We start from the raw sequence: 25636 nt of genomic DNA, 5'->3' as shown, positions 1-25636 counted from the left end.
GGGCGCCTCGACTCAGCGCGCCTCGATGATGCTCGGACCGTTCGGCAGCGCCCGGACCGTGAGCTGCGCCGGGATCTGCTCCTGCATGGCCTCGACGTGACTGATGACTCCGACCGTCCTGCCGCCCTGGCGCAGTTCGTCGAGCGTGCGCATGGCCACATCGAGCGTGTCACCGTCGAGCGATCCGAATCCCTCGTCGATGAAGAGCGTGTCGAGACGGATGCCGCCCGCCCGGGCCGTGACCACCTCGGCGAGGCCGAGTGCGAGCGCGAGCGACGTGAGGAACGTCTCGCCGCCGGACAGTGACTGCGGCGGCCGCGTCTGACCCGTGAAGGCGTCGGAGACCACGATGCCGAGCCCGGATGCGGCCCCTCGAGCGGCGAGCGCATCGGAGTGCTGCAGCTGGTAGCGGCCGGTCGACATGTCGTGCAGCCGCCGGTTCGCCGCTTCGACGATCTCTTCCAGCTCGGCTGCGAGGACGAATGTCTCGAGGGTCATCTTGCGGGTGTTGGCGCCCCGTCCGGCGATCGTGTCGGCGAGGTTCTGCAGGACCTCGAACGCGGCCGCATCCTCGGCGGTGCGTGCGTGCTCGGCGGCAGCCGACTCGATCAGGCTCCCGAGGCGTTCGGCGGTACCCGCAGCTCGGGCCGCCGCGTCGACCGCGTCGGTCCAGGTCGTGCGGGCTGCCACCGAAGTCTCCTCGACGGGAGTGACGTCGATCGGCTCTTCGGGGAGCGTCCGCAACTCCAGGTCGAAGAGGATCGCTCGCTCCTTCTCCCGCTGCACGGCATGCTCGCCGATCCGCTGGTCGAGAGCCTCCTGCGCCGTTACCGGCCGAAGAGCGTGCTCGGCGGCAGTCGCATCGTCGAACGGCGAGTCGGCGAGCGCGGCGTCCCGCTCGGCCTCCGCTTCGGCGAGCGCCTGCGCCCTCCGCAGCCGTTCGGCGGTCGCCTGGGCGACCGCCCGGGCAGCAGAGATCCGTGCGCCCATGTCGGCAAGGCGCTCGGCGACCGTGTCGAACGTGCCTCGTGCCTCGGTGATCAGCTCGCGGGCCTCCGCGCTCCGCTGCCGCAGCAGAGCGTGCTGCTCCCGCGCATGAGCGAGGGCCGCCACGCTCTCGGTCTTCTCGGCGTCGAGCTGTGCGACCCGGTCGACGAGCTCACTCAGTCGCGTGTCGAGCGCCTTCTGTTCGTCGGCGGCGGCGAGGCTCCGCGCGTGCGCCGCCGCAGCCGCTTCATACTCCGTGTCGGCCTGCTCGATGTTCCGCTCATCGGCGCGCGCGGTGGCGGCCGCCAGCTCGGCGCGCAGGGTCGACGACACCGAGGAGAGTTCACGCTCCCGCTGCGCCGCGACGTCTCGGGCATTCTCCGCTTCGGCGATGTCTTCGGGTGAGATGGGATCGGCGTGCGTGGCTGGAGCCGGATGCTCGAGTGAGCCGCAGACAGGACACGGCTGGTCGGCACGCAGGCTCGACGCGAGTTCACCGGACATCCCGTCGATCCGACGCTGGCGCAGCTGTGCGAGGTTCGTCTGCGCGGTGGCGTGCACGGCGGTGGCGTCGGCGAGCTCGACCTCGGTCGAGGCCAGCGACGTCTGCAGCCGCTGCGCCTCGCGGGCAGCCGTCCGTCGCGCGTCCGCTTCCTCCTGGGCCGCTCGGGCATCGCCCGCCCGGTCGGCCAGGCGGCGCTTCTCATCGCGTTCCGCCGTCAGCGCGGTGATCGCGGGGGGGAGGTCTGTGCGCTCCGCCTCTCCGGCCTCGAGACGCGCGGTCGCCGCGGCTACGGCCTCCTCGGCGGACAGCAGCTCGGCCTCGAGCGCCGGCACCTGCCCCTCGAGCTCGCGCGCCCGCTCCCAGGATCCGCTCTCCCTGGTACGGTCGGCCACCCAGGTCTCGAGGTCGCCGTCGACAGAGACCTCGTACGCCTCCCACACCTCTCGTGCCCGCTGCTCGTCTTCGGACGCGCGGGCGAGCGCCGTCTGCGCGCGGGCCGCGGCAGTGATCGTCGACCGCACCGCCTCAGCGGCGCGCGCGGCCGCGAGCTCGGCACGGGCAGCATCGATCGACGGCGCCTCGGCATCCAGCCGCTCGAGCGCTGCCCGGGCGCGATCGCGTTCCCGCTGGGCGTGCTGCTCTTCTCGCACCGTGGCGAGCGCCGCGTCGGCATCAGCCGCACGCTTCTCCGCCTCCGCCCGTTCCGAGGCTCGACGCTCCGCCCGATAGTCGGCACGCGCCCTCGCGCGCCGGAGGGCTTCGAGGCGATCGTCGACCGGCAGGGGTCCGGACGCCGCCCTGTCGTCGGCCGGCGCTGTCCCGTCGTCGGAGTCGCCGAAGAGCCCGCTCGCCACCACGAGCTGCTCAGCCTCGTCGATACGCGCATTCACCGTCGCGAGCCGGGCACCGAGTGTCTGTTCCGCCTCCCGGCGACGCTCGTCGAACCGCGCCTGCACGTCTTCGAACCGCTGTGTGCCGAACAGTCGCCGCAACAGTGCCTGGCGGTCTCTGCTGCCCGCGAGCAGGAACTCGGAGAATCGGTTCTGCGCGAGCAGGATCACCTGGAGGAACTGCTCGCGACTGAGCTGCAGGATCTCGTCGAGCTCGTTCCCCACATCGACCGCCCGGGCGGCACGACCGATCCAACCGGCGTCGGTCCACTCGTCGAGGGCGACGGCCGATGCCTGCTTGGTCATGCCGCCACCGCGTTTGGCAGGACGCAGGTACTCCGGCGAGCGTGTCACGCGGAAGCGGCCCGCCGGAGTGCTGAACTCGACCACCACCTCCGACGGATCATCGGGCTCGCAGTGATCGCTGCGCAGCCGCTTCTCGCCGCCGTCGTAGCGAGGCACGCCGCCGTAGAGCCCGAAGCACACGGCGTCGAGGATGCTCGATTTGCCCGCCCCCGTGCGGCCGGCGATCAGGAAGATGCCGTCGTCGGCGAAGGCATCGAAGTCGACGACCTGCCGCGAACGGAAGGGACCGAAGCCCTCGACCTCCAGGCGATGGAGACGCATCTAGACGAGTGCCTCCGCGCGCACGCGCTCATCGAGCACCGCGCGGATCAGTTCGTGCTCGACTGCGGTGGGCCCACGACCTGCCCGCACGTGCTCGAGGAACGCCTCGATACGGTCGGCGTCGGTGACGGCGGTGCGCAGCCGCTGCACGTACGACTTCTCTTCCACCTCGGCGACAGCCGCCGGCTGATGCTGCACCATCGCGCAGTGGGGATAGCTCTCCCGCAGACGCCGCATCGGCTCCGACTGCGGCACCGCATCCGTGTAGACGGCGCAGACCCAGTCGTCGGCGTGCTCGGCGACCATGTCGGCTGCGAGGATCTCTTCGAGCGAGCCCGTGAGCGTGACGAGTCGACGCGGGACGGGCAGCTCGAGCCACTCGACTGCGGCGAGTCCCTCGGCATCGAGCTCGACCAGCCAGGATCCGCGGGGCTTGTGCTGCTCGCCGAAACTGTAGTGCAGCGGAGCGCCGGCGTACCGGACGCGCTCGCTGATCTGCTGCCGCCCGTGGATGTGTCCGAGCGCGACGTAGTCGGGGCCGTCGAAGACGCTCAGCGGCACGACGTCGAGTCCGCCCTGGCGCACCTCGCGCTCGAGGCCGGCGGTCGCGTCGACACCCGCCGCGAAGCAGTGCGCGATCGCCACCGAACGCCCCTCGTGCTCGCGCATACCGGCGCGGACCAGATCCATCGCGTGAGCCATGGTCTGCGCCTGCGTACGCAGCTGCCGCCCCGAGCTGTCGCCCTCGGGCCAGTGCTGACGGACGATCGCCGGTTCGAGATAGGGGATGCCGAAGAAGTGCACCGGCCCCTCGGCGTCGGTGATGGTGACCGGCAGACCGACCGCGAGCGGATCGGTGAGCACGTGGATGCCCTCGCGGAGCAGACGGGCCTGGAAGCCGAGCCGCGCAGCGGAGTCGTGGTTGCCGCTCGTGACGATGACGCGGGCACCCGTCTCGTGCAGTGACACCAGAGCATCGCCGAGCAGCGTGTAGGCGGCGCCCGAGGGCGTCGCGGAGTCGAAGACATCGCCCGCGACGACGACCACGTCGACCTCGTTCTCGCGAACCTGCTCCGTGAGCGCCCCGAGCACCTCGGCGAGCGCGTCCATGGTCGAGTTGCCATGGAACGTCCGGCCGATGTGCCAGTCGGAGGTGTGCAGGATTCGCATACTCACACGGTACGAACACCCTCGGACATTACGTCCGAGGCGTGCCGCGGCATCCGTTCCCCGGGGCGGGAATCAGGCGATCTGCGCCCGGACGGATGCCGCGGCCACGGCTCAGTGCGCGGCGAGGGACCGCTCGCCCTGCATCGGCATCAGCTCCTCCTTGGTGCCTCGCACCAGGAACACCGCGATCACGGAGGCTGCGACCATGAAGACCGCCGCGGCGATGAACGTCCACCCGTACGCATCGGTGAGCTGCGACGGCGCCAGCTCACCCTGGGCGTGTCCGCCCACGGAGGCGGCGTACACGGCGGTGAACACCGAGAGTCCGATCGACCCTCCGATCTGCATCGCCGAGTTCGCCATGGCGGACGCGACGCCGGCATCGTGCGGAGCCACCCCCGACAGCGCCAGGTTCTGCAGCGGGATGAAGATGAACGCCATCCCGACGCCGAGCGCCACCAGCGCAGGGGCGACCTGCACGAGGTACGCGCCGTCCGGGGTGATGCCGGAGAGGTACACCATCCCCGCGGCGGCGAGCAGCGGGCCGACGATCAGCATCGGTCGCGGCCCGATCACCGGAAGCAGCCGGGTCGCGATCGGCGCGATGATCATGGTCGCGATCGGCAGGGGCAGCGTGGCGAGCCCCGCCGGGAACGCGCCCATGCCGAGCACGAACTGCAGGTGGAACGTGAGGTACATCGTGGCGCCGATCATGATCGCCCCGGCGACGCCCTGGATGAGGAACGCCCCACCGCGGACGCGGTCGGCGACGATCCGCAACGGCAGCAGCGGCTGTGCGACCCGGCTCTCGATCCAGACGAAGAGCGCGAGCAGGACGACCCCGAGCACCAGGAACGAGATCGTCAGCGGATCACCCCATCCGTGCTCGGCGAGACTGAACCCGTAGACGAGCGCCCCGAGCCCGAGGGTCACCGTGATGGTGCCCCAGACGTCGTACCGGTTCTCACCCTCGGCCTTGCTCTCGGTGAGGAAGAGGGCACCGCCGATGAGACCGACCACCACGAAGAAGACGTTCACGAAGAGACACCAGCGCCAGTCGGCGAACTCGGTGAGCAGTCCTCCGAGCAGGAGGCCGACCGCGGCTCCCGTTCCGGCGACGGTCCCGAACACGGCGAAGGCGGTGTTCCGGTCGCGGCCGGAGGGGAACGTCACCGTCAGCAGAGCCAGCGCCGCCGGGGCGAGCAGCGCGGCGAAGACCCCCTGGAGCCCGCGCGCGAGGATGAGCTCCCACCCCTGCTGTGCGAATCCGCCGTACAGCGACGCCGCCCCGAATCCGATCATGCCGATCATGAAGATGCGCTTGCGCCCGATGTAGTCGGCGAGGCGTCCGCCGAAGAGCAGGAGCGCGCCGAACGCCAGCGCGTAGGCGGTGACGACCCACTGCCGCTGCCCGTCGGTGAGGCCGAGAGCGGCCTGGGCCCGCGGAAGCGCGATGCTCACGATGGTGCCGTCGAGCACCACGACGAGCTGAGTGAGGGAGATGACGATGAGTGCCCACCACCGGGAATGTGGATGGGCGCGCAGGGACGAAGACATGGAAAAACCTCCGGTGTCTGATGAGGATGCCGGAGGTTTCGAGCCTCGGATCAGCGCGTACCTGGACGCCTGACCACCTCAGCCAACGGGGCTGAGCAGAACTCCATTCTATCGCATGATGTTCGAGGAGGAAGCGGAAGGTCCCCTGACCCACCCTCGTCGCGACGATCGACACGCGGTGATGCGAGATGCGCTGTGCACCATCACCTGTGCGGCGTGCGGGGCTGCGCGATGCGATATCAGGGCTGCCCTCCGCCCAACAGGTGCCGGCTTGCCCCGCCGGCTGAGGGTTGTGCCCGCTTCGTCGCGACTACCGACTTCCGCTCTCCTCCTCGAGGTCGTTCGCCCAGTTCGCCTGCTGGATCCGGTTGTCGAGCTCGCGCAGCTCCTGTGCGACGGCGTCGGCCCTCGATCGCAGCTGCGCGACCGGCAGCGCCGAGACCTGCCGCAGCTCAGACCTCATCTGGCGCAGGTACTGGTCGTTCGAGCCGGATGCCGCGGCCGCCGCGTCCGTCAGCACGGAGTGGCGCAGACGCAGCACATCGCGGGCGGCGAGCGCATCCGTCATCGTGCCGTCGGCACCGAGGTCGAGCCGCGCGTTGGTCGCGTTGATGCGACGGATCAGGTCGCGCAGCTGGGTCAGCGCGGCGTCCGCTTCGACGATGAGCGCCGCGGCTTCCTCGGCCGGCTCCTCACCCTCCTGGTAGCGGGCGTTCGCGACGATGCGGGCGCGCAGCTGCTCGATGCGGCGCTGCAGATCGGCGCGTGCGGTGAGGGCCTCAGCGAGTTTCATGGGCCCATCCTCGCAGCAGCGGGCCGTAACACGGCGTCACAATGCACGCGAGTCAGCGCGAGCGCAGCAGCGGGGCGTGCTCGGGGTGCGCTGCGAACCAGTCGGCGACGTACCAGCAGACGGCGTCGATCTTGCGGTCGCCGCGCTCCTCGATGTCGGCGACGGCCCCCTCGACGACCTTCCCGGCATAGCCGTGGCCGCGGAAAGTCGGGACGGTGAAGGCCCTGGTGAGGGCGATCGTGTGTCCGTCGTCGCGGTAGTCGAGAACGCTCACGAGCTTTCCGTCGCGCATGAGCGTGTAGCGCGACGCGTCCTTCTCGTCGGTCAGGATGAAGCCGCCGACGGTGTGCGAGATCGTCATCCGAGCAACGTTACGCCCGCTCGCGGTCGCCCGGGCGTTTTGACACAGGCGGTCACGATCGGACATAATCCACCCATGACCACCAACGCAAGCCCTTTGTCCGCCCAGGAGGCGAACAGGACTGCCGGGATGATGATGCCCGGTCGCGTTGGCATGTGTTGCCGAATGTGTCGCTGAACGAACAGCCACCCCGCCTGACCTGACGCCTCGCCATCTGCGAGGGCAGAGTCACCGAGCATCCACCCTTTGCTCGCTTCCCGGCTCCGCCGGTCATTCATGCAACGCATCAGAGCCCCGCTCGATCCGGGCTCACGTCCTGAGGACTCATCATCATGTCGAACACCGCACTTCTCGAGCGTCCCGCCACCACCGCCGCGATCCGCACGCAGCCCGAGACCGCTGCCCCCCTGGCCGCCGCCGGCGCCGATCTGCCCGCCGTCCGCTCGCCCCGCGGCTTCGCCCTCTATGTCGGACTCGACGAGATCAAGGCAGCCGAAGCCGGAGTGAGCCTCCCCCTCCTCGTCGACGCACTGCGCCGCACTCTCGCCGAGCTCGCACCGGGCGCCGAGACGCACGCCACGGTCGCCCTCGCCCCGCACGGCTCCGGAGGCCGCGACCTCGACGTCGTCCGCCTCGCCCTCCAGGAGCCGGGTGCGATCGCCCGCACCAAGGCCGCCGCCGAAGAGGACGTCGTGGAAGAGGAGACCGGCGTGACCGTCGACATCTCCCGCAAGCGCGTGCTCATCGACGGAGAGTCCGCGGCCTTCACCTACAAGGAGTTCGAGCTGCTGCAGTACCTGGTGCTCCGCGAGGGACGCACCATCGAGCGCAGCGAGCTGGTCTCGGCGCTCTGGCAGGCGCAGGACGACGAGACGCCCGGCGAGCGCACGATCGACGTGCACGTCCGCCGCCTTCGCGCCAAGCTCGGCCGCTACGAGGACATCGTCCGTACCGTGCGCGGCATCGGGTACCGGTTCGACCGCCACGCCGACGTCGTCATCCGCTACGGCCACGGCACCCCCTCGCCCGACCGCTTCTGAGAACCCTCGGGTCCGTGTCAGGGCCGGCGCGTAGGGTGGGCGCATGACCCTGATCGAGCATCCTGCGACGACCGACGCCGCGTCCGCGGATGGTCGCAGTGAGACCGTTTACCGGCCTCCGCACCCGCTCGATCTCCGACGCACGGTCGGCATGCTCCGACGTGGTGGCACCGACCCGACGATGGTCATCGACGGCCCCGTCATCTGGCGCGCCATGCGCACGCCGCTCGGCCCCGCGACACTCGCCCTGCGCATGTCGGGCGACGAGGTCAGGGCCGCAGCCTGGGGCCCCGGAGCCGAACATGCGCTCTCACTCGTGCCCGCGCTGTGCGGTGCCCACGACGATGCCGGGGACTTCGATGCGTCGCGGCATCCGCTCGTCGCCGATTCCGCCCGACGCCATCCCGGCCTGCGCCTGACACGCACCGACGAGGTGTTCGACGCTCTCGCGTGCGCGATCATCGAGCAGAAGGTCACCGGCATGCAGGCCTTCGGCGCCTGGCGCTGGCTGGTGTCGCGCTTCGGCGAGCGCGCACCCGGTCCGACGCCGCGACCGATGTTCGCTGCTCCCGCACCCGAGCAGTGGTACCGCATCCCGTCCTGGGCCTGGCACCACGCCGGGGTCGAACCGCCGCAGTCCCGCACCATCGTGCGCGCGGCCGAGCGCGGCGACCGCATCGCCCGCGCTGTGCACGCGGCTGCTCCCACGGGCGCTGACCGCGACCGTGTGCTCACCAGCCTGCCGGGTGTCGGCGTCTGGACGGCAGCGGAGACCCGTATCCGCGCCCTCGGCGATCCCGATGCGGTCAGCGTCGGCGACTATCACCTCGCCCACGAGGTCGGCTATGCGCTGACGGGCAAACGCACCGACGACGAGGGGATGCTCGAGCTCCTCGCACCTTGGGCGGGTCAACGGCAGCGCGTCGTGCGCCTCATCGTCGCCAGCGGTGTTCAGGAGCCGCGCCGGGGGCCCCGTCTCGCGCCCGAAGACCATCGCCACCGCTGACGCCGCCACCTATGCTGGTGCCATGTCCCGTTCTGCGCTGCGCATCTCCATCACCGTCGGCCTGCTCATCGTCGGCGTCGTGGTCGGGCTGATCTTCCAGAACGTCTGGCTCGGCGTGCTGCTGGCTGCCATCGTCTGGCTGGGATGGTTCCTCGGATACGAGTCGCGCCGAGGCAACAACGCCGGCGTCAACGACGAGGACCACGGCATCGAGCTCTGAGAGCAGCCTCGCGCACCGCATCCGTCCCTCAGTAGTAGACGGCGAGTGGTCCCGAGGGCCCGTCGACGACGCGGACCGGGGTGTCGAACACGCGCGTGAGCACGTCGTCGGTCATGATCTCGGCCGGTGAGCCGAACTCCACCACCGCCCCGTCCTTCATGGCACAGATGTGGTCGGAGTAGTGCCCGGCGAAGTTGATGTCATGCAGCACGATGACGATCGTGCGTCCGAGCTCTTCCGCGGCCCGGCGCAGGTGCTTCATCATCTGCACCGCATGCCGCATGTCGAGGTTGTTCAGCGGTTCGTCCAGCAGCACGAACTCGGTGTCCTGCGCCAGGACCATCGCGACATAGGCGCGCTGGCGCTGCCCACCGGAGAGCTCGTCGAGATAGCGGCCCTCGAGCGGTCCGAGGTCGAGGAAGTCGATCGCCTGGCTGATGATCTCCTCGTCCGCCCTGGTCAATCGCCCCTTCGAGTGCGGGAAGCGACCGAAGCCGACCAGCTGACGCACGGTGAGCCGGGTGACGAAGTGATTCTCCTGCCGCAGGATCGACACGACCTTCGCCAGGTCCTTCGACTTCGTCGAGGCGACATCGAGTCCGGCGATCTCGATCGCGCCGGCGTCCATACCGTTCAGTCGGCCGATCATCGTCAGCAGGGTCGACTTGCCGGCGCCGTTCGGTCCGATGAGCGCGGTGATGCCCCCGGAGGGGATCTCGAGGTCGACGGGGCCGATCGCGACCTCGCTGCTGTAGTCACGGCGGACGCCGTCGAGTGAGATCACAGTCGGCCCTTTCTGAGGATGACGATGAGGAACACGGTGCCGCCGACGAGCTCGATCAGGATCGACACCATCCCCTGCGCGTAGAAGACGTTCTTCATCACGAAGTACGCGCCCGCGAGGATGGTGAACGCCGTGAGCACCGCGACGGGGAAGATGAGCCGATGGTCGTGCGTGTCGGCGAACTGATACGCGAGGGTCGCCACCAGGAAGCCGAGGAACGTCATCGGTCCGACGAGCGCGGTCGAGGTCGCCATCAGCACGGCGACAAGGAAGAGCACGATGAAGAGCTCGCGTCGATGGTCGACCCCGAGGGAGCGGGCGGCATCCGGGCCCAGAGCCATCAGGTTCAGCCGCCGGGATCGCAGCCACAGCAGTGCGGAGGCCGCGACGACGAGGGGAACCGCCAACGGGAGGTAGGAGGGATCGGCGTTGGACACGTTGCCGAACAGCCGGGCGGCCAGCACGTCGAACTCGCTGGGAGTGAGCAGGCGCTGCATGAACGTGGCGATCGCGCCCAGTCCCCCGCCGATCACGATGCCCACCAGGAGCATGATCTGCAGGTTGCCGTATCGCCCGGACAGCAGCCAGCCGTAGAGCGCGACGGCGAGCCCGACCATGATCGCGACCTGGATCGCGAACTGGCCGACGCCCTGGATCGCCACGAGCCCTGCCACCCCGAACAGGTACACCGTCGAGGTCTGCACCACACGGTAGAGCGACTCGAACCCCATGATCGACGGGGTGATGATGCGGTTGTTCGTGACCGTCTGGAAACTCACCGTGGCGATGGCCTGCGCGATCGCGACGAGCGCCATGACCGTCACATCGATCCCCCGGTGCTGGGCGATGCGCCAGAACCCCGTCGAGCCGACCGGCATGGGGTTCCCCCAGGCGAGCAGGCCGAAGCCGGAGCCCGCGGCCAGGACGACGAGGAGGCCGAGCACGATGAGGTACCGACGGCGCGCACGAGGGGTCGTGAACGAGCCCGACGATCGCGGCACCGGAACCGGAACCGCCGCCACCTGCTCTCCCACCCCGCTAGCCACGTCGACGCTGCCTGAGCAGGAGGAGCACGAACACCACGGCGCCGACGACACCGAGGATCAGCGACACCGGGACCTCGAACGGCATGATGATCGTGCGTCCGATGATGTCGCACACCGTGACGATCGCGATGCCGAGCAGACACACCCACGGCAGGTTGCTGCGGAGGTCGTCGCCGCGCACCATCGAGACGATGTTCGGCACGATCAGTCCGAGGAAGGGCAGGTTGCCGACGACGACCGTGACCACACCCGTGGTGATCGCGATGAGGACCGTGCCGAGCAGGATGACCCGGTTGTAGTTCACCCCGACGTTCGTGGCCACTTCCTCGCCGAGACCGGCGATGGTCAGCCGATCGGCCACGAAGAACACGATCACCCCGATGATCGCCACGATCCACAGCATCTCGTACTGGCCGCGCATCACCGAGGTGAAGCTGCCGGCGAACCACACGCCCAGGATCTGCAGGGAGTTCGTGGCGAGCGCGAGATAGGTCGATAGGGCGCCGACGACCGCGCCGAGCATGATGCCGACGATCGGGACGATGAGCGACGACTTGAGCGCGACGCGGCGCAGGAAGGCGAAGAAGACCATCGTGCCGATGAACGCCGCGAGCACAGCGCCCGCCATCCGCAGCGGGAGCGACGGCTGCGGGACGAGGATCATGACCGTCAGGAGCCCGAGTCCCGCCCACTCGGTGGTTCCGGTCGTCGTCGGCTCGACGAAGCGGTTCTGAGTGAGCAGCTGCATCACGAGGCCCGCCATCGCCATCGCCGCGCCCGAGAGGACGAGGGCGATCGTCCGGGGCACGCGCGTGATCTGGAACATCTCCGCGCCGTCGTCGGCGCCGGCGATGTCGTACACACCGGTGAGGAGCGAGACGACGAGGAGCACGACGACGACGAGCACGCCGATGAGCAGCTTGCCGTCGAAGAGCCGCCCGGCGTACCGGGGCGACGGGGTGGTTTCTGTGGGGGTCATGATGACGGTGCGGCGGCACCCGAGTCATCCGGACGCCGCCGCCGTACCTTAGTTCTTCGCTGCCTCGAGGGCGTCGGCGAAGTCCTCGAGGAACGTCGTGTACGTCTGGATGCCCTCGTTCAGGTAGGTGTCGGTGGGCATGTAGACGATCTGCTCGTCCTTCACCGCCGTGACGCCGGCGAGCGCCTCGGAGCTCTCCAGGATCTCGGCCGCCTGCACGTAGTCCGGGGTCTCCGCGGCGAACACGGCGTCGCGGTCGAGTACGAGGATCCAGTCAGGGTTCGACGCCGCGATCGCCTCGACCGAGATCTCGTCGCCCTGGTGGTCGTCGGTCGCATCGTCGACCTCGAGCGCGGGAGTCAGGCCGAGGATGTCGTAGATCGGCCCGAGCGAGCGGCCGACGGTCGGGGCGAGGTATCCGATCTCGCCACCCGAGGTGTTCACGGCCATGACGGTGTCGGCGTCCTCGTAGGCGTCTTTGGCACGCTCGACCGCGGCATCGAAGTCGTCCACCAGCTTCTTCGCCTCGTCCTGCTTGCCGAAGATCTCGCCGAGCACGGTGACCTGGCGCTTGAGCTCCTCGTCGAAGGGCTCGCCCTCGCGCGGCTCGAGATCGATGATCGTGGCCTCGGGCACGAGATCGGCGATGGCCGCGTTGTGCTGCGTGAAGCGCTGGCCGCTGATGATCAGGTCGGGCTCGACCGCGACGACGGCCTCGAGGTCGGGCTCGCTGTGCAGTCCGATGTCGACGATGCCGTCGTCCTTCACGTACGACACGGTCTCGGGCATGAGCGCCACGGCACCCGCCGAGAGCTCGACTCCCCAGTCGGACAGCGTCTGGAAGGTGCGGTTGTCGAGGGCGACGACGGAGGCCGGAGGAGTCGCGATCTCGTGCGTGCCGGTGTTGTCCTCGATCGTGACGGATGCTGCCGCCGGTTCGGTCTTCGCCGGTTCGGCCGTCTCGCCGGTAGCGCAGCCGGCGAGGACGAGCAGGCCGACGAGGGCGGTGCTCGTGGCGGTGAGGGTTCTGGGCACGGACATGGAGAGACTCCTGTTCTGCGGGATCTGTGCGCACACGAAGGCGCCGGGACGACGAGGTTAGGGTGACCTTCCCTCGACGTATTTAGGTTAGCCTTACTTCATGAGCGATACGAAATCCGGCTTCTCGATCGAGCGTCGCGGCCTCGAGCTGCGCTTCCGCACCGTGACTCTGAGTGCCCGTGAATGGTTGGCTCCGGACTTCGTGCGGGTGCGGCTGACCGGTTCCGACCTCGCCGGCTTCGAGTCGCGGGGTTCCGACGACCACATGCGGCTGTTCTTCCCGGCCGGGCCGGTCGGCTCCGTGGAGGAGCTGCGCGCTTCGCCCAGCCGCGAATACACACCGCTCGCCTGGGGCGAGGACTGGCTCGACGTCGAGTTCGCCGTGCACGGCGACCAAGGCGTCGCGGCGCCGTGGGCGGCGACGGCACCGCTCGGTTCCTCGATCGGCGTCGGCGGACCTCGCGGCTCGGCCGTGATCGAGGGCACCCCCGGCTCCTGGCTGCTCGTGGGCGACGAGACCGCGATCCCCGCCATCCGGCGGTTCGCCGCGCTGATCCCCGCGGGAGCCCCGGCACGCATCGTCGTGGAGACGGTGAACCAAGGGCGCGAGTTCGAGATCGAGGCGCCGGTCGAGATCGAGTGGCTGCACCGCGGGGATGCTCCGTCGGGTTCAGCCCTCATCGCCTTCCTCGAGGCGCTCACCGCAGAAGACGCCGTCGGGTCCGACCCGTTCGTCTTCATCGCAGCCGAGCAGTCGATCGTCAAGCCGGGCCGGGCACTGCTCGAGCGCTGGGGAGTCGACACCGCGAACGCCGTCGTGAAGGGCTACTGGAAGCGTGGCGAAGCCGAGTACCACGCTCCGCACTGACCCTGTCCCTCCGGCTCCGCCGTTGTCGGTGGAGGTGAGTACCGTGGTGCACACCGCGGTTCTCGCTGTCTCGAGGTTGGAGTGCTCATGAAAAGTGACCGCCTGCAGCAGTGCGCGCGAGACCGCGCGGAGGAGCTCCCCGGATCTCGTCTCGAGCATCCCTTCGGTCCGGAATGGGACGTGTTCAAGGTGCGTGACAAGGTGTTCATGCTGCTCACCGCGGTCATCGGAGCGGAGATCGTGACCCTCAAGGCGGCGCCCGAAGACGGGGACGCGCTTCGCCGGCAGTTCGATGACATCATCCCCGGCTATCACATGAACAAGAAGCACTGGATCACACTCCGCCCGGGTGGGAAGCTGCCGGAAGACCTCGTCCGGGAGCTGGTGACCGAGTCGTATCTTCTCGTCGTGGAGAACCTCCCCCGGCGTCAGCGGCCCGTCGACCCCGCCACATTCGGGAGGATCGCTCCCTGACCCTGTCGGACCCTTCTGCAACACTGGGGGCATGGCTCTTCTGGATCATCTGGGCATCACCGTCGACGACCTCGAGCGCGGCCGCGCGCAGTTCCATCCGGTCCTCACCGCTCTGGGCTACCGGAGCGGCGGCGAAGACGACCACTCGGTCTCCTGGAACAACGGCGACGAGACCGAGATCATCCTGTACACCTGGGATGAAGACTCCGCCCCGCACCGGCACGGCAAGATCGGCTGGCAGCACATCGCCTTCGCGGTACCGACGCGCGAGGAGGTCGAGCGCCTGCATGCGATCGCCGTCGAAGCCGGGTGGACGGCGGTCCGCGAGCCCAAGGAGTACCCGCGCTATTCGGAGCGCTACTACGCCTCGTTCGTGGAGGACGCCGACGGCATTCGCATCGAGTTCATGTACAACCCGCCGCGCGAGACGGCTTGACGCCCGGGCGTGTCGCCCCCTATTCTCGGAAAGCTGTGCCGATCGGCGCAGCACGCCAGCCGAGGAGTCGACGGATGACCGCCCAGCGGAACCTTCCCATCGGAGCGGTGTTGCAGCTTCAGCCGAAGTTCAATGACCGCTACGAGTCGTACCCTCCGGCGCGCGCCGTGTGACAGCATCCGCTCTCGCAACGCCCCGCACCGTCAGGTCCGGGGCGTTTTCCGTGTGGAGAGCAGCACCCTGACCTGTGGCTGGACACCACCACAAGGAAAGGAATCATGGAGAGGCTCTCCACACGGCTGTTGTCGTGGGCATCGCTGATCGACGAGACGACACTCGCGCAGGCGCACACCACGGCCCGCATGCCGTTCATCCACCCGCACCTGGCGCTGATGCCGGATGCGCACCTCGGCAAGGGGGCGACGGTCGGCTCGGTCATCCCGACGCTCGGCGCGATCATCCCCGCGGCCGTCGGCGTCGACATCGGCTGCGGCATGATCGCCGTCCGCACCCAGTTCACGAGAAGCGACCTGGGAGGCCGCGACCTCGCAGAACTTCGGGAGCAGATCGAGCGCGCCATTCCGCTGTCGGCCGGCCGGTACAACCGCAAGGTCGTCGCGACGGCCGAGCCGCGCATCGCCGAGCTCGAGGAGCTCGCCGAGAAGAACGGCTTCGACCCCGCACAGTATGCCGGGAACTGGCGGCTGCAGCTGGGCACGCTCGGCTCCGGCAACCACTTCATCGAGGTGTCGGTCGACGAGCTCGACCGGGTGTGGCTGTTCCTGCACTCGGGCTCCCGGGGTGTCGGCAACAAGATCGCCGGGCACCACATCGGTGTCGCGCAGCGGCTATGCAAGCAGTGGTGGATCGACCTCCCCGACCCCGACCTGGCCTACCTCGTCGAGGGCACGCCGGAGTTCACGCAGTACATCCGGGAGCTGCGGTGGGCTCAGCACTTCGCCCTGTTGAACCGGGAGGAGATGATGGACCGGGTCATCCGCCAGGTGTCGGGGTTCCTCGACACCGCGGTGGACGAGCACGAGCGCATCAACTGCCACCACAACTTCACCGAATCGGAGAAGCACTACGGCAAGCAGGTGTGGGTGTCGCGGAAGGGTGCGATCCAGGCCGACGCCGGTCGTCCGGGGCTCATCCCCGGGTCGATGGGCACCGCGTCGTACGTGGTCGAAGGGCTCGGCGACCCGCAGTCACTGAACTCCTCACCTCACGGCGCGGGGCGGGAGTACTCCCGGTCGGCCGCGAGGCGGGCGTTCACGCACGACCAGCTGCGGGAGGCGATGACGGGCATCGAGTTCCGTGACACCGACGCCTTCATCGACGAGATCCCGCAGGCGTACAAGCCGATCGACCAGGTGATGGCGGATGCCGCGAGCCTGGTGTCGATCCGGCACACGCTGCGGCAGCTCGTCAACATGAAGGGCGACTGAGCAGGACCGGGCGGTGGGACTCCCACCGCCCGGTTCGCGTGCCGTCCACGTGGAGGCGGATCGACTGCTCCTCCCCCGGACCGCTCGAGAACGACTTGTCCCCCATTCCCGGGGCACCGATATCTTCGCTGCTCCCGCCCTGGCAGGCTTGCAGAATCGATGCGACGATGACGGAGTGGAATTCATGAATGACGCGCAGATCTGGACCATGATCGGAGCGTTCAGCGCGCTGATGTTCAGCACGTTGACCGTGGTCTCCACGCTGTTCATCCACGTCGTCCGCAGTGAGATCGGCGGACTCCGCAACGAGATGAACGCGCGGTTCGACGCCGTGGACACGCGGTTCGATGCGGTGAACACACGCATCGACGGGCTCGACGGCGACGTGCAGGCCATCGTGAAGCGCACCTTCGGCTTCGATCGCGACTGATCCGGCCGGCGTCAGACGACCGGGGCGACCTCCGCATCGACCGAGCGATCGGTGAACGCGGTCTTCGGCACGAACACGAGGATGACCGCCGCGGCGAGCGCGGTGACACCGCAGACGATCCAGACGGTGAAGTACCCCGCGAGCGAACCTGCGGTCCCCTCGGTCGCACCGGCAGTGGTGGCGACACCGTGCAGCAGCGCGATGCCGAACACGCACGAGGCGATCGCCCCACCCACGGTCTTCACCGAGTTCGTGAGCCCCGTCGCGACACCGGTCTGCGTGGCAGGAGCAGCCGAGGCGGCGGCAGCGGGCAGAGCGGCGACCAGCGCGCCGGAGCCGAGACCCACGACGACCATGTTCGTGATGACCTGACCGTACGTGTCATGGAACGGCAGGAAGAGCAGGAAGCCGAGGCCCACCAGGACAGACGCGCCCATCAGGGTGACCCGCGGAGTGGCCCAGCGCGCGATCGTCGGGAACAGCAGCGCACCCGCGATCATCGCCACGAGGTACACGCCGATGATCAGCGAGGTCGCGAAACCGCTCGTGCCGAGACCGTAGCCGTAGACAGACGGATCGGTGCGCGCGAACGTCGACAGCGGCGCCTGTGCACCGAGCACGCTGACCCCGAAGAGGCCCGCGGTGAGGAACACCGGACCGAGTAGGGGCGAACGGAACATGCGCACGTCGATCAGCGGGTCGTCGCAACGCAGCTCCCAGAGCACGAACGGGATCACCAGCAGCACGCCGAAGACGACCACGGCCCAGGACCACGGATTCACCAGACCGCCCTCGAGGCGGAGCAGGCTGAGACCACCCGTGAAGCAGACGAGGGCGAGGGAGATCAGCACGAGGCCGACCGTGTCGAAGATGCCGCCGGTGGGCTCCGGCGACTCCTTCACCCCGAGCAGGATCACGAAGAAGCACACCACGATGAGCACGGCCGGGACGAGGAGGACGACGGTGAGCGGCAGCACGTCGATCAGCGCACCGCCGACGAGCGCGCCGATGATCGCCCCGCCTTCGAGCGCGGCGACCAGGAGACCCGCGGCCTTGGCCGTGATCGACGAGCGCCCTTCCATTCGCCGTGACCGGGACCAGATCAGCGCGATCTCGAGCGGGAGCCAGACCACGTAGAAGCCCATGAGCGCCCAGGCCGCGAGGAACACGCCGAAGGAGTCCGTGAACGGCAACACCAGCGCCGCCGCCGCGGTGACCGCGGTGGAGATCAGCAGCATCCGCTTGTGCCCGACCATGTCGCCGAGCTTCGCGAAGGCCGGGACGACGAGCGCCGACAGCATCAGCTGGGCGCCCTCGAGCCAGTTCACGTCGGCGTCGTGGATGCCGAGGTGGCGGGCGATGTCGCTGAGCATCGGCGTGTAATAGCCCTGCAGCACACCACTCGTGAACTCCACGAACGCGAGGAAGCCGACGACGACGGCGAGGGTGCCCAGAGTGCGGGTGCGCGTCATCGCGTCTCCTGCTTCTTGTTCGGGTGCTCCCGCGCGAGGCGGGAGGAGGGTGAGATCACCCTAGCCGTTCGAGGAGTGCGCGATGGAATCGCTCTCCGCGCTCCAGCGCCGCGATCTCCACGCTCTCATCGACCCCGTGGATCGAAGCCCGCTGCGCGTTCGACATGTCCAGCGGAGCGAAGCGGTAGACCGCCGGCGAGAAGCGGTGGAAGTGCCGGGAGTCGGTGGCGGCCATCATCACGTAGGGCACCGCCGGAACCCCGGGATGAGAGACCTCGAGTGCCGACGCGAGCAGGGCGAACTGCGCGTTGTCGGTGGGCGACTCGGGCGACGGCTCGCTGGCCTCGACCACCTCGACGGACACGAGCGGATCGCGGATGCGGCGGCGCACGCGGTACACGGTCTGCTGCGTCGTCTCCCCCAGCGCGATGCGGAGATTCACGGTCGCGGACGCCTGGGAGGGCAGCACATTCGCCGCCGTCCCGCCCGACTGCATCGTCGGGGCGACCGTCGTGCGCACGAGCGCCGCCGGTTCGCCGCCGAGCGCCGCGAACACCTGACCGGTCACGAGCGGCGCCGCTCCGAGGAACCGCAGCAGGTGGCGCGCCGGCCCCGGCGTCTGCGCGGCCAGCTGCGACAGCATCCGCAGGACCGCCTTCGAGGCGCGAGGACGGAAGGTCGCGGGTCCGAGACGGTCGACGGCTCGGGCGATCCGCCGCACAGCGGTGAGCGACGGCGGGGCGGATGCATGCCCGCCGTCGCCGCGCGCCGACAGCCGCAGCGTCATCACGCCCTTCTCGCCGACGCCGATCATCGCCGCCCGACCGGGGACGAACGGCAGCGGCGCATCGACGACCGCTCCGCCCTCGTCGACCACCAGCCAGGGCACGATGCCCCGTGCACGCAGTACACGGGCGATCTCCTCGGCCGCCTTCCCGTAGGTCTCCTCGTTGCCGCCGAACGAGAGGTAGACGTCGCGGGGCGGGACGAACCCGTCTGCGAGCAGATTCTCGACCGCTTCGAGCACGACGATGAGCGGACCCTTGTCGTCCAGCGCGCCGCGCCCGAACACCGAGCCGTCGGCGATCACGCCGTCGAAGGGCGGATGGGTCCACGCGTCGCTCTCGTCGACCGGGACGACGTCGTAGTGCGCCATCAGCACGGCGGGGCCACCCGGCGCCGAGCCGCTGCCCTCCCAGTGGAACAGCAGCCCGAAGTCGGTGTGCCGTTCGAGTCGCAGCTTCTCGTGCGTCAGCGGATAGAGCTCGGCGATCAACGCGACGAAGTCCTCGAACGGGGCGGCCCCGCGCTCGTCGAGCTCGGCGGAGACCGTCGGGATCCGGGTCATCTGCGAAAGCCGCTCGGCGATGCCGGGGCGCACGGTCGATGTGGTCACAATCGCCATCGTACCGAGCGCCCCGGCACCGGCTGCCTCCGTCCGGACGCAGCGTCTCTGGGCGGCGCTTACGCGTAGTGCCAGAGCACCGTCATGCGTGCCGGACGCGTGTCGTCCCAGGGAAGCACGTGCCAGATCTCCCGGGGCGGTCCCACCCTGGTCGCCTTCTGCTCGTCGATCCACTCGCAGCCGCGATCGTAGGCGGCGAGGATCGCGGGGAACGCCGTGTCGTCACCCTCGACCGTGACGGCGACGGCCGCACCGCCGCTGAGTCGATGGCTCCGGATCCCCTCCGGGGTGTCGCGGATGACGCGATCGACCGGCAGGCACACCTCGATGGGGCCGTCGCTGTCGGCGGTGATCGGGGCGTGGAATATGCCGAAAGCGTCGGAGGGGACGGTGAGACCGCGCTCGGCCGCCAGCGCGCTCAACCGCTCGAGCGCCTCGCGGATGCGTTCGTCGAGCTCTCCGACGTAGGTCGTGACGAGCAGGCTGAGCACCGCCTGCTCGGGGCGGATGTCGGTCGTGAGGGACTTCGTGTTCATCGGTGATCCTCTGAAATGGCCGCGCGCCTGGTCGAGAAGCGTGGCGGTCGAGGCCGCGGCCGTCCGAACCTGATCCCGGAACGTATCCAGAGCCGCGATCGCGTCGCCGTCGGGCAGCGCGAGCACCTCCTGGATCGCATCGAGGCTCATGCCCGCCGTCCGCAGCAGGGAGATGAGCCGCCCCGTCCTCGCCTGCTCGATCCGATAGAAGCGATACCCGTTGTCTGGGTCCACCGCATGCGGCACCAGGAGGCCGCGCTTCTCATACAGGCGCAGGGCCTTCGGAGAGAGGAGGGCGGCCTCGGAGAAGGGACCGATGTTGAGGAGGTCGTCGGAGTGGCTCACAGGTTTCACGATGCTCTCTGCCCTCAGGACAAGGTCAAGCCGATCACGACCATTGCGTGAGCTTGTCGGGGTTGCGCACCGCGAGCACCTCAGAGATCCTGCCCCCCTTGACCACGAAGGAGAAAACGGTGTCGGCATGGCCGTGGAGCGTCGCGAGCACCGCCAGGCCGCCCGCGGCGCGGACGAGAGAGACCTCGGCGTCGGGATTGCGGTGGGCGATGCCCTGCAGGAAACGCGCCACGTGGTCCGACCCGGTGACGGGTCGCAGCGCAGCCGACTTCTTGCCTCCCGCGTCGGAGACCAGCACGACGTCCGGATCGAGCAGGCTGATCAGCGCGCCGAGCTCGCCGCTCGCCGCAGCGTCGAGGAATGCCTTCGCCACCGCGTCGTGCTGCTCCCTCGTCGCCAGCCCGGCACGCCGCTCCTGCACGCGTCGTCGCCCGTGTGAGGCCAGTTGCCGCACCGCCTGCGGGCTGCGGCCGACGGTCTCCGCGATCTCCGCGAAGGGGACCCCGAACACGTCGTGCAAGACGAAAGCCACCCGTTCGGCCGGGGTGAGCGACTCCAAGACGACGAGCAACGCCATCCCGACCGACTCGTCGAGCGTGACGCGATCGAGCGGATCGGGATGGGGAGAGGCGGCGAACAGCGAGCCGTGGGGCACCGGTTCCGGAAGCCACTGCCCCACATAGGTCTCGCGGCGCACACGAGCGGACCCCAGGATGTCCAAGCAGACTCGACCGGCGACGCGTGTCAACCACGCGGCGGGGTTGACGATCCGGGCACGTTCCGCGTCGGTCAAGCGGTACCAGCGCACGTACGTCTCTTGCACCGCATCCTCGGCGTCCGCCACAGTGCCGAGCATGCGGTAGGCGAGCGCGAGCAGCGGGCGGCGTTCGGCGTCGAGAACATCGAGATCATCCATCGAGTCCATCCTGACCTGCATGACCGCCGGATTGAGACTGTTTCCGCCGAACGCCTCACGTTTCGTGGGTCTACGTCGTCGAACCAGGAGAAGGATGTACTGAGAAGAAGAAGAAGGAGCGCACATGAGGATCGTCGCCGCCGGAGGAACCGGGACCGTGGGCCGGCACACCGTGGAGGCGGTGCGGGCAGCGGGGCATGAGGCCGTGGCGCTCAGTCGATCGCAGGGTGTCGATCTGGTGACCGGGAAGGGCCTGGATGCCGCCCTCGCCGGTGCGGACGCGGTGATCGACGTGGCGAGCATCCAGACCCTCAAAGCGAGCGCGGCGATCGAGTTCTTCACCGCCGCGACCGGGAACCTGCTGTCGGCGGCAGCGGGTGCGGGAGTCCGTCACGTCGTGCTGCTGTCGATCGTCGGAATCGATCGCATCCCCTACGACTACTACGCCGGCAAGGTCGCGCAGGAGAAGATCGTCGAGGCATCACGCGTTCCGTGGACGATCCTCCGAGCCACCCAGTTCCACGAGTTCGCCGGTCAGATGTTCCAGCGGGCGAAGGTGGGGCCGCTGCACCTCGCACCGAACGCGCGCACGCAGCCCGTGGCTGCCGCCGAAGTCGGCGCGCGCCTCGCCGCACTCGCTGCCGGGTCGCCGCAGGGTCGCGTGCGCGACCTCGCCGGCCCACGCGAGGAGAGCCTGGCCGACATGATCCGCGCCTTCGCCCGCCGGGAGGGACATCGCGGATGGATTCCGGCCCTGAACGTGCCGGGGCCCCAGATGGCGGGGATGCGCGCGGGACATGCTCTGCCCGGCCCCGATGCGGACCTGGGTGTCCAGACGTTCGACGAGTGGCTCGCCGAAGACCTGCGGGCCTGAGCACCGCGGGAACAGTGCCGCGACCGCTGCTGTTGCACCACAGAGATCCGACGCCGATCCGAGGAGGTGCGCATGGAACTGACCCTGGTCTCATCGTCCTTCTGCGGCGCGTGTGCACGGACCAGGTCTGCGCTGGCCGACGCTGCTCGCTTCCTTCCGGATGCCACGATCACGGAGATCGATGTGGCCCGCGATCCCGATGCCGCTGAGGCGCTCGACATCGGCTTCACCCCGACCGTGATCATCCGCGATGCATCAGGAGTCGAGGTGTTCCGCGCGGAGGGCGTGCCGACCGTCCCCCAGGTGCTGACCGCCGCGGTCAAGGCGCTTCCGGCGTGAGGGGACTCCGTCCTCGTCGGCCCCTTGCGGGCGACCATCCACCGGGCGCAGACTGAGCGTCAGCGATGCCGTCACTTCACCTCACACCTCCTGGAGTCCGCATGCCTGCTCTCAACCCGTATCTCTCGTTCCGCACCGAAGCCCGCGAGGCGATGGAGTTCTACCGGAGCGTGCTCGGCGGTGAGCTCGTGATCAACACCTTCGGAGAGTTCCCCGACATGGTGCAGGATCCGAGCCAGAAGGACCTCGTCATGCACGCCCAGCTCGACGCGCCCGGCGGACTCGTGCTCATGGCGTCCGACTCGCCCGACGGCATGCCCTGGGAGAAGCCGCAGGGGTTCTCGGTCTCGCTCAGCGGCAACTCGCAGGACGCGACGCGAGCGGTCTGGGAGAAGCTGGCCGAGGGGGCGACGATCACGATGCCGCTCGACGTGCCACCGTGGGGCGGACTCTTCGGCATGCTCGTCGACCGTTTCGGCATCCCGTGGATGTTGCACGGCGACCCGGAGGACTGAGCGGGAAGACGGAGTACGCTGCTCAGCGCGGCTGCACGGCGCGACACGCGAGGTGCAGGGCGAGTCGCGCTTCGGGGTCGGTCATATCGATGCCGAGGAGTTCCTGCACACGCCGGATCCGGACCATGACGGTGTTGCGGTGCAGGCCGAGCGCCTGCGCCGTCGCCGCGATACCCGACTCGTGGTCGAGGTAGGCGGAGAGCGTGGTGAGCAGCTCCCCTCCCCCCGCCCGCAACGGGGCCAACAGGGATTCCGCCGCCGGGACGAACGTGTCGTTCCCGGTCCAGGCGAGCAGCAGCTGCTCCAGACCGAGACTGTCGACGCGGACGAACCATCCCGTCGCGGAGCGCGATGCCGCGATACGCGCCGCGTCGCCGGCCTCGTCCAGGGTCGTGGCGAGGCCTTCCGCCCCGGCCTGCAACGAGCCCACACCGGTCGCCACGGCGAAGTCGCGCAGGACTCCCAGGTGCAGCGCGCGCAGAGCTGCCACGGCGCGCTCCACCCGATCCGGGTCCGGGGTCTCCGCGAACGACAGCCATCCACTGAGCCCGCGGCCCGCCGTCGTCGTATGCGCTTCTCCGTCGATCGCCGAGAGAGCAGCGCTGACCGAACGCAGCAGCGAGAACGAATCGAGCCGTCCCCTCGCCACCACCCGGAAGCCGATGTGATACCCGCCCGTGCGCCAACCGCGCTCCGCCATGCGACGCTCGACATCGGCATCGGCCGCCCCGTGCAGGTCGACGAAGTCGCGAAGGAGACCCGAAGACACGGCGACGTCGTTCACGGCCGCGACCTCGTCGATCAGGATGCGCGCCGCAACGGCCGGCATCGCGATCTCGGCGGCGACCGAGAGGGACTGCACCTGCGCCTCGCCGAGCCCGCGCCCGAAGAGCACGAGCCGCAGACCGCTGCGCCCCGGACTGTCGACGCGAACGGACGCCGCCGCTGAGCCGTCCGCGCTGGCCTGATCGAGCCAGGAGTCGAAGCCGATCGCGGCATGCAGACGTTCGTCGAGATGGGCGCCCGCCTCCTGCAGCACACCGGACGAGTCGATCAGCGCGGCCCCGACACCGAGGTTCGCCGCGATGTGCCCCAGCAGGTCGGCGAGGTCGTCGGCGGCGTATTCGAAGGACTGGGCGACCTTGCGCACCTGGCTGAGCGTCAGCGCATCGCGGGCCTCGATCAGCATCCAGCAGGCTTTCGCGAGCTGCACCGGGCGTTCGACGTCGAGCAGGGACAGACCGATGCGGTCCGCGAGCCGGAATGCGCCCGCGTCGAAGCCGATCGCACCGGGGATCGCGAGTCCCGTGAATCCGCGGTCGCGCAGTCGTCGCAGCAGCGCGTCCTGCTGCCAGGTCGCGGTCGGAGCCGCCGATGTGACGATAGCCAGCCGGTCTGCACCGCTCTCGGTTAGCTCCGCCTCTCCCGCCCCCACGGCGACGGCGTCCCACGCGGCATCCGAGGGGCCGGCCACTTGCCGCAACCCGCCGTTCTCCGCGTGAGCGAGAAGGGCACTCAACCGCAGCCGCTCGATCACGCCGCATCCAGGTCGTCGAGGCCGTAGGCCGACGGCAGCACCTTGGCTCGCCGATCCGACCGAGCGTTCCACCATGCCGGCGCCGGGACGGCGAAGACCGCCACATTCCGGGCGAGACCCAACTCGGTAGCCTCGAGGATCTCCCGGGAGACCGCGTCGACGATCACGATGATCGTCGGGGCGGAGGCGACGAGGAGTCCGTCGGTGAGCACGGCAAGGGCCTCGGATCGGGTGACAACCCGGTGCACCGCGCCACCGAGTCCGCTGATCTCGACCGCGTTCACGTGCGGGTCCTGGAGTGAGGGCACGACCGAGACGATGCGTCCTTCGGCGAGCAGTTCGGCCCCCAGGGCGTCGGCGAGGAGCGGGAGCGGCGCGGAGGCGGAGGCGAGATACGCCCTGCCGAGTTCGAGCGCGTGCGCGAGGTGGCCGCCGATCGCGTGCTCCCGCAGGTCGCCGACGGTGAAGCCGCCGAGCACCGCGCAACCGACACCGCCGGCCTGGATGATCGCCGAGCGCACGACCCGTTCGGCATCGATGGCCCGATGCGCCTCCACGAGCGCGACTCCGTCGGCACCGGTGTCGCACGCGAACACGAGCCCCGGCACGCTGTCGACGAAGAGCGACATCTGATCCAGACCGGGCACCGCGCGACCGGTGCAGTCCGCATCGACGACGACGTGCGACCCGGCGAGCGTCAGCGGCGCGAGCCCGTTCATGCCCCCGCCCTCGAGCGAGCAGACCGCGGGGATCGGATGCCGGACCCACCGCTCGACCGCGGCTAGGAGACGGGCGAACGGCTCTTCACTCGGAAGCCGCTCCCCGAGCAGCATCGTCGAGCCGACGAACGCGACCCCGAGGCAGGGCGTGTCCGGGTCGAGCGATGAGATCGGCGACACCTCGATCGGCCAGTCTCCGGCGCGCGCGAGCATGAGTTCGAGCATGGTCGTGGAGCCGCCGCCGCCCGAGCCGAGCAGCGCATACCCGCGGGCGAGTGCCGTGAGGCCGTCGCGCTGCAGCATCATG

At 69.3% G+C, this 25636-nt stretch carries 26 protein-coding genes; 11 read left to right on the top strand and 15 right to left on the bottom strand.

What is annotated here, in order from left to right; translation table 11 throughout:
- Positions 1 to 12: 12 nt before the first annotated feature.
- The 5 genes from AC6CHX_RS11475 to AC6CHX_RS11455 form a co-directional block, all read right to left on the bottom strand.
- A complete protein-coding gene (locus tag AC6CHX_RS11475; protein WP_498272926.1) occupies positions 13 to 3009 on the bottom strand; it encodes an AAA family ATPase in 2997 nt (998 codons plus the stop codon).
- Positions 3010 to 4179 (bottom strand): exonuclease SbcCD subunit D, encoded by a 1170-nt coding sequence (locus tag AC6CHX_RS11470; RefSeq protein WP_498272925.1) that lies wholly within the window; start codon positions 4177 to 4179, stop codon positions 3010 to 3012.
- Between the two features lie 111 nt (positions 4180 to 4290).
- Positions 4291 to 5736, bottom strand: a complete 1446-nt coding sequence (locus AC6CHX_RS11465) for an MFS transporter (RefSeq protein WP_498272924.1) — start codon at positions 5734 to 5736, stop codon at positions 4291 to 4293.
- Between the two features lie 310 nt (positions 5737 to 6046).
- Positions 6047 to 6529 (bottom strand): DIP1984 family protein, encoded by a 483-nt coding sequence (locus AC6CHX_RS11460; protein ID WP_498272923.1) that lies wholly within the window; start codon positions 6527 to 6529, stop codon positions 6047 to 6049.
- Between the two features lie 52 nt (positions 6530 to 6581).
- Complete coding sequence (locus AC6CHX_RS11455) at positions 6582 to 6890, bottom strand: GNAT family N-acetyltransferase (protein WP_498272922.1); 309 nt, start codon at positions 6888 to 6890, stop codon at positions 6582 to 6584.
- A 332-nt stretch (positions 6891 to 7222) separates the two neighbouring features.
- On the opposite strand from AC6CHX_RS11455, the gene AC6CHX_RS11450 reads away from it, so the two are divergent.
- From AC6CHX_RS11450 to AC6CHX_RS11440, 3 genes are read left to right on the top strand one after another with little or no spacing between them, the layout of a single operon-like run.
- The gene (locus AC6CHX_RS11450; RefSeq protein ID WP_136042997.1) at positions 7223 to 7930 is read left to right on the top strand and encodes a winged helix-turn-helix domain-containing protein; all 708 of its coding nucleotides are present in this window, start codon (positions 7223 to 7225) and stop codon (positions 7928 to 7930) included.
- A gap of 43 nt (positions 7931 to 7973) precedes the next feature.
- Positions 7974 to 8936 (top strand): DNA-3-methyladenine glycosylase family protein, encoded by a 963-nt coding sequence (locus tag AC6CHX_RS11445; RefSeq protein WP_498272921.1) that lies wholly within the window; start codon positions 7974 to 7976, stop codon positions 8934 to 8936.
- A 22-nt stretch (positions 8937 to 8958) separates the two neighbouring features.
- On the top strand, positions 8959 to 9156 hold the full coding sequence (locus AC6CHX_RS11440) for a hypothetical protein (RefSeq protein WP_136043000.1): 198 nt from the start codon (positions 8959 to 8961) through the stop codon (positions 9154 to 9156).
- 28 nt (positions 9157 to 9184) lie between these two features.
- Here the strand turns inward: AC6CHX_RS11440 and AC6CHX_RS11435 are convergent, their stop codons facing one another.
- Genes AC6CHX_RS11435 through AC6CHX_RS11420 form a run of 4 tightly spaced genes read right to left on the bottom strand, consistent with a single transcriptional unit; the run spans position 9185 to position 13006 of the window.
- Complete coding sequence (locus tag AC6CHX_RS11435; RefSeq protein ID WP_498272920.1) at positions 9185 to 9940, bottom strand: iron ABC transporter ATP-binding protein; 756 nt, start codon at positions 9938 to 9940, stop codon at positions 9185 to 9187.
- On the bottom strand, positions 9937 to 10974 hold the full coding sequence (locus AC6CHX_RS11430; RefSeq protein ID WP_498272919.1) for an iron chelate uptake ABC transporter family permease subunit: 1038 nt from the start codon (positions 10972 to 10974) through the stop codon (positions 9937 to 9939). Before AC6CHX_RS11430 ends, AC6CHX_RS11435 begins: the two co-directional genes overlap by 4 nt.
- Positions 10975 to 10978: 4 nt before the next feature.
- The gene (locus tag AC6CHX_RS11425; protein WP_498272918.1) at positions 10979 to 11965 is read right to left on the bottom strand and encodes an ABC transporter permease; all 987 of its coding nucleotides are present in this window, start codon (positions 11963 to 11965) and stop codon (positions 10979 to 10981) included.
- A gap of 48 nt (positions 11966 to 12013) precedes the next feature.
- Complete coding sequence (locus AC6CHX_RS11420) at positions 12014 to 13006, bottom strand: siderophore ABC transporter substrate-binding protein (RefSeq protein ID WP_498272917.1); 993 nt, start codon at positions 13004 to 13006, stop codon at positions 12014 to 12016.
- A 100-nt stretch (positions 13007 to 13106) separates the two neighbouring features.
- Between AC6CHX_RS11420 and AC6CHX_RS11415 the strand changes: the two genes are divergently transcribed.
- The 5 genes from AC6CHX_RS11415 (at position 13107) to AC6CHX_RS11395 (ending at position 16662) form a co-directional block, all read left to right on the top strand.
- Positions 13107 to 13874, top strand: a complete 768-nt coding sequence (locus AC6CHX_RS11415; RefSeq protein ID WP_498272916.1) for a siderophore-interacting protein — start codon at positions 13107 to 13109, stop codon at positions 13872 to 13874.
- An 87-nt stretch (positions 13875 to 13961) separates the two neighbouring features.
- Positions 13962 to 14348: an MmcQ/YjbR family DNA-binding protein gene (locus AC6CHX_RS11410; RefSeq protein ID WP_498272915.1), complete on the top strand. Its 387-nt coding sequence runs from the start codon at positions 13962 to 13964 to the stop codon at positions 14346 to 14348.
- A gap of 31 nt (positions 14349 to 14379) precedes the next feature.
- Entirely contained in the window at positions 14380 to 14784 is a 405-nt protein-coding gene (locus AC6CHX_RS11405; protein ID WP_136043011.1) for a VOC family protein, read from the top strand.
- Positions 14785 to 15062: 278 nt separating this feature from the next.
- Entirely contained in the window at positions 15063 to 16232 is a 1170-nt protein-coding gene (locus AC6CHX_RS11400) for an RtcB family protein (protein WP_498272914.1), read from the top strand.
- Positions 16233 to 16416: 184 nt separating this feature from the next.
- Positions 16417 to 16662, top strand: a complete 246-nt coding sequence (locus tag AC6CHX_RS11395; protein ID WP_452327086.1) for a hypothetical protein — start codon at positions 16417 to 16419, stop codon at positions 16660 to 16662.
- A gap of 11 nt (positions 16663 to 16673) precedes the next feature.
- Here the strand turns inward: AC6CHX_RS11395 and AC6CHX_RS11390 are convergent, their stop codons facing one another.
- From AC6CHX_RS11390 to sigJ, 4 genes are read right to left on the bottom strand one after another with little or no spacing between them, the layout of a single operon-like run.
- Positions 16674 to 18134, bottom strand: coding sequence for an MFS transporter (locus tag AC6CHX_RS11390; RefSeq protein WP_498272913.1), 1461 nt, complete (start codon positions 18132 to 18134; stop codon positions 16674 to 16676).
- Positions 18135 to 18189: 55 nt separating this feature from the next.
- Entirely contained in the window at positions 18190 to 19539 is a 1350-nt protein-coding gene (locus AC6CHX_RS11385; RefSeq protein WP_498272912.1) for a M20/M25/M40 family metallo-hydrolase, read from the bottom strand.
- 59 nt (positions 19540 to 19598) lie between these two features.
- Positions 19599 to 20420: a MerR family transcriptional regulator gene (locus AC6CHX_RS11380; protein ID WP_498272911.1), complete on the bottom strand. Its 822-nt coding sequence runs from the start codon at positions 20418 to 20420 to the stop codon at positions 19599 to 19601.
- 43 nt (positions 20421 to 20463) lie between these two features.
- On the bottom strand, positions 20464 to 21345 hold the full coding sequence (gene sigJ, locus AC6CHX_RS11375) for an RNA polymerase sigma factor SigJ (RefSeq protein WP_498272910.1): 882 nt from the start codon (positions 21343 to 21345) through the stop codon (positions 20464 to 20466).
- A gap of 124 nt (positions 21346 to 21469) precedes the next feature.
- On the opposite strand from sigJ, the gene AC6CHX_RS11370 reads away from it, so the two are divergent.
- The 3 genes from AC6CHX_RS11370 (at position 21470) to AC6CHX_RS11360 (ending at position 23073) form a co-directional block, all read left to right on the top strand.
- Entirely contained in the window at positions 21470 to 22219 is a 750-nt protein-coding gene (locus AC6CHX_RS11370) for an SDR family oxidoreductase (protein ID WP_498272909.1), read from the top strand.
- 72 nt (positions 22220 to 22291) lie between these two features.
- Positions 22292 to 22558: a glutaredoxin family protein gene (locus tag AC6CHX_RS11365; protein WP_498272908.1), complete on the top strand. Its 267-nt coding sequence runs from the start codon at positions 22292 to 22294 to the stop codon at positions 22556 to 22558.
- Positions 22559 to 22659: 101 nt separating this feature from the next.
- Positions 22660 to 23073 (top strand): VOC family protein, encoded by a 414-nt coding sequence (locus AC6CHX_RS11360; RefSeq protein ID WP_498272907.1) that lies wholly within the window; start codon positions 22660 to 22662, stop codon positions 23071 to 23073.
- Positions 23074 to 23095: 22 nt separating this feature from the next.
- Here AC6CHX_RS11360 and AC6CHX_RS11355 read toward each other — a convergent pair whose 3' ends face one another.
- Positions 23096 to 24610, bottom strand: coding sequence for a PucR family transcriptional regulator (locus AC6CHX_RS11355; RefSeq protein ID WP_498272906.1), 1515 nt, complete (start codon positions 24608 to 24610; stop codon positions 23096 to 23098).
- On the bottom strand, positions 24607 to 25635 hold the full coding sequence (locus AC6CHX_RS11350) for an S-methyl thiohydantoin desulfurase domain-containing protein (protein ID WP_498272905.1): 1029 nt from the start codon (positions 25633 to 25635) through the stop codon (positions 24607 to 24609). The genes AC6CHX_RS11355 and AC6CHX_RS11350 overlap by 4 nt, the downstream gene beginning before the upstream one ends.
- Position 25636: the final 1 nt, after the last annotated feature.

This window comes from Microbacterium sp. GQ128, assembly GCF_059758615.1.
Note: the sequence above shows the minus strand (reverse complement) of the source record. Positions and strands in the feature narration are given on the sequence as shown.

What these genes read in the sequence shown, in the direction of transcription:
- AC6CHX_RS11475 (WP_498272926.1), bottom strand. Translation starts at nt 3,009, where the DNA reads ATGCGTCTCCATCGCCTGGAGGTCGAGGGCTTCGGTCCCTTCCGTTCG.
- AC6CHX_RS11470 (WP_498272925.1), bottom strand. Translation starts at nt 4,179, where the DNA reads ATGCGAATCCTGCACACCTCCGACTGGCACATCGGCCGGACGTTCCAT.
- AC6CHX_RS11465 (WP_498272924.1), bottom strand. Translation starts at nt 5,736, where the DNA reads ATGTCTTCGTCCCTGCGCGCCCATCCACATTCCCGGTGGTGGGCACTC.
- AC6CHX_RS11460 (WP_498272923.1), bottom strand. Translation starts at nt 6,529, where the DNA reads ATGAAACTCGCTGAGGCCCTCACCGCACGCGCCGATCTGCAGCGCCGC.
- AC6CHX_RS11455 (WP_498272922.1), bottom strand. Translation starts at nt 6,890, where the DNA reads ATGACGATCTCGCACACCGTCGGCGGCTTCATCCTGACCGACGAGAAG.
- AC6CHX_RS11450 (WP_136042997.1), top strand. Translation starts at nt 7,223, where the DNA reads ATGTCGAACACCGCACTTCTCGAGCGTCCCGCCACCACCGCCGCGATC.
- AC6CHX_RS11445 (WP_498272921.1), top strand. Translation starts at nt 7,974, where the DNA reads ATGACCCTGATCGAGCATCCTGCGACGACCGACGCCGCGTCCGCGGAT.
- AC6CHX_RS11440 (WP_136043000.1), top strand. Translation starts at nt 8,959, where the DNA reads ATGTCCCGTTCTGCGCTGCGCATCTCCATCACCGTCGGCCTGCTCATC.
- AC6CHX_RS11425 (WP_498272918.1), bottom strand. Translation starts at nt 11,965, where the DNA reads ATGACCCCCACAGAAACCACCCCGTCGCCCCGGTACGCCGGGCGGCTC.
- AC6CHX_RS11420 (WP_498272917.1), bottom strand. Translation starts at nt 13,006, where the DNA reads ATGTCCGTGCCCAGAACCCTCACCGCCACGAGCACCGCCCTCGTCGGC.
- AC6CHX_RS11415 (WP_498272916.1), top strand. Translation starts at nt 13,107, where the DNA reads ATGAGCGATACGAAATCCGGCTTCTCGATCGAGCGTCGCGGCCTCGAG.
- AC6CHX_RS11410 (WP_498272915.1), top strand. Translation starts at nt 13,962, where the DNA reads ATGAAAAGTGACCGCCTGCAGCAGTGCGCGCGAGACCGCGCGGAGGAG.
- AC6CHX_RS11405 (WP_136043011.1), top strand. Translation starts at nt 14,380, where the DNA reads ATGGCTCTTCTGGATCATCTGGGCATCACCGTCGACGACCTCGAGCGC.
- AC6CHX_RS11400 (WP_498272914.1), top strand. Translation starts at nt 15,063, where the DNA reads ATGGAGAGGCTCTCCACACGGCTGTTGTCGTGGGCATCGCTGATCGAC.
- AC6CHX_RS11395 (WP_452327086.1), top strand. Translation starts at nt 16,417, where the DNA reads ATGAATGACGCGCAGATCTGGACCATGATCGGAGCGTTCAGCGCGCTG.
- AC6CHX_RS11390 (WP_498272913.1), bottom strand. Translation starts at nt 18,134, where the DNA reads ATGACGCGCACCCGCACTCTGGGCACCCTCGCCGTCGTCGTCGGCTTC.
- AC6CHX_RS11385 (WP_498272912.1), bottom strand. Translation starts at nt 19,539, where the DNA reads ATGGCGATTGTGACCACATCGACCGTGCGCCCCGGCATCGCCGAGCGG.
- sigJ (WP_498272910.1), bottom strand. Translation starts at nt 21,345, where the DNA reads ATGGATGATCTCGATGTTCTCGACGCCGAACGCCGCCCGCTGCTCGCG.
- AC6CHX_RS11370 (WP_498272909.1), top strand. Translation starts at nt 21,470, where the DNA reads ATGAGGATCGTCGCCGCCGGAGGAACCGGGACCGTGGGCCGGCACACC.
- AC6CHX_RS11365 (WP_498272908.1), top strand. Translation starts at nt 22,292, where the DNA reads ATGGAACTGACCCTGGTCTCATCGTCCTTCTGCGGCGCGTGTGCACGG.
- AC6CHX_RS11360 (WP_498272907.1), top strand. Translation starts at nt 22,660, where the DNA reads ATGCCTGCTCTCAACCCGTATCTCTCGTTCCGCACCGAAGCCCGCGAG.
- AC6CHX_RS11350 (WP_498272905.1), bottom strand. Translation starts at nt 25,635, where the DNA reads ATGATGCTGCAGCGCGACGGCCTCACGGCACTCGCCCGCGGGTATGCG.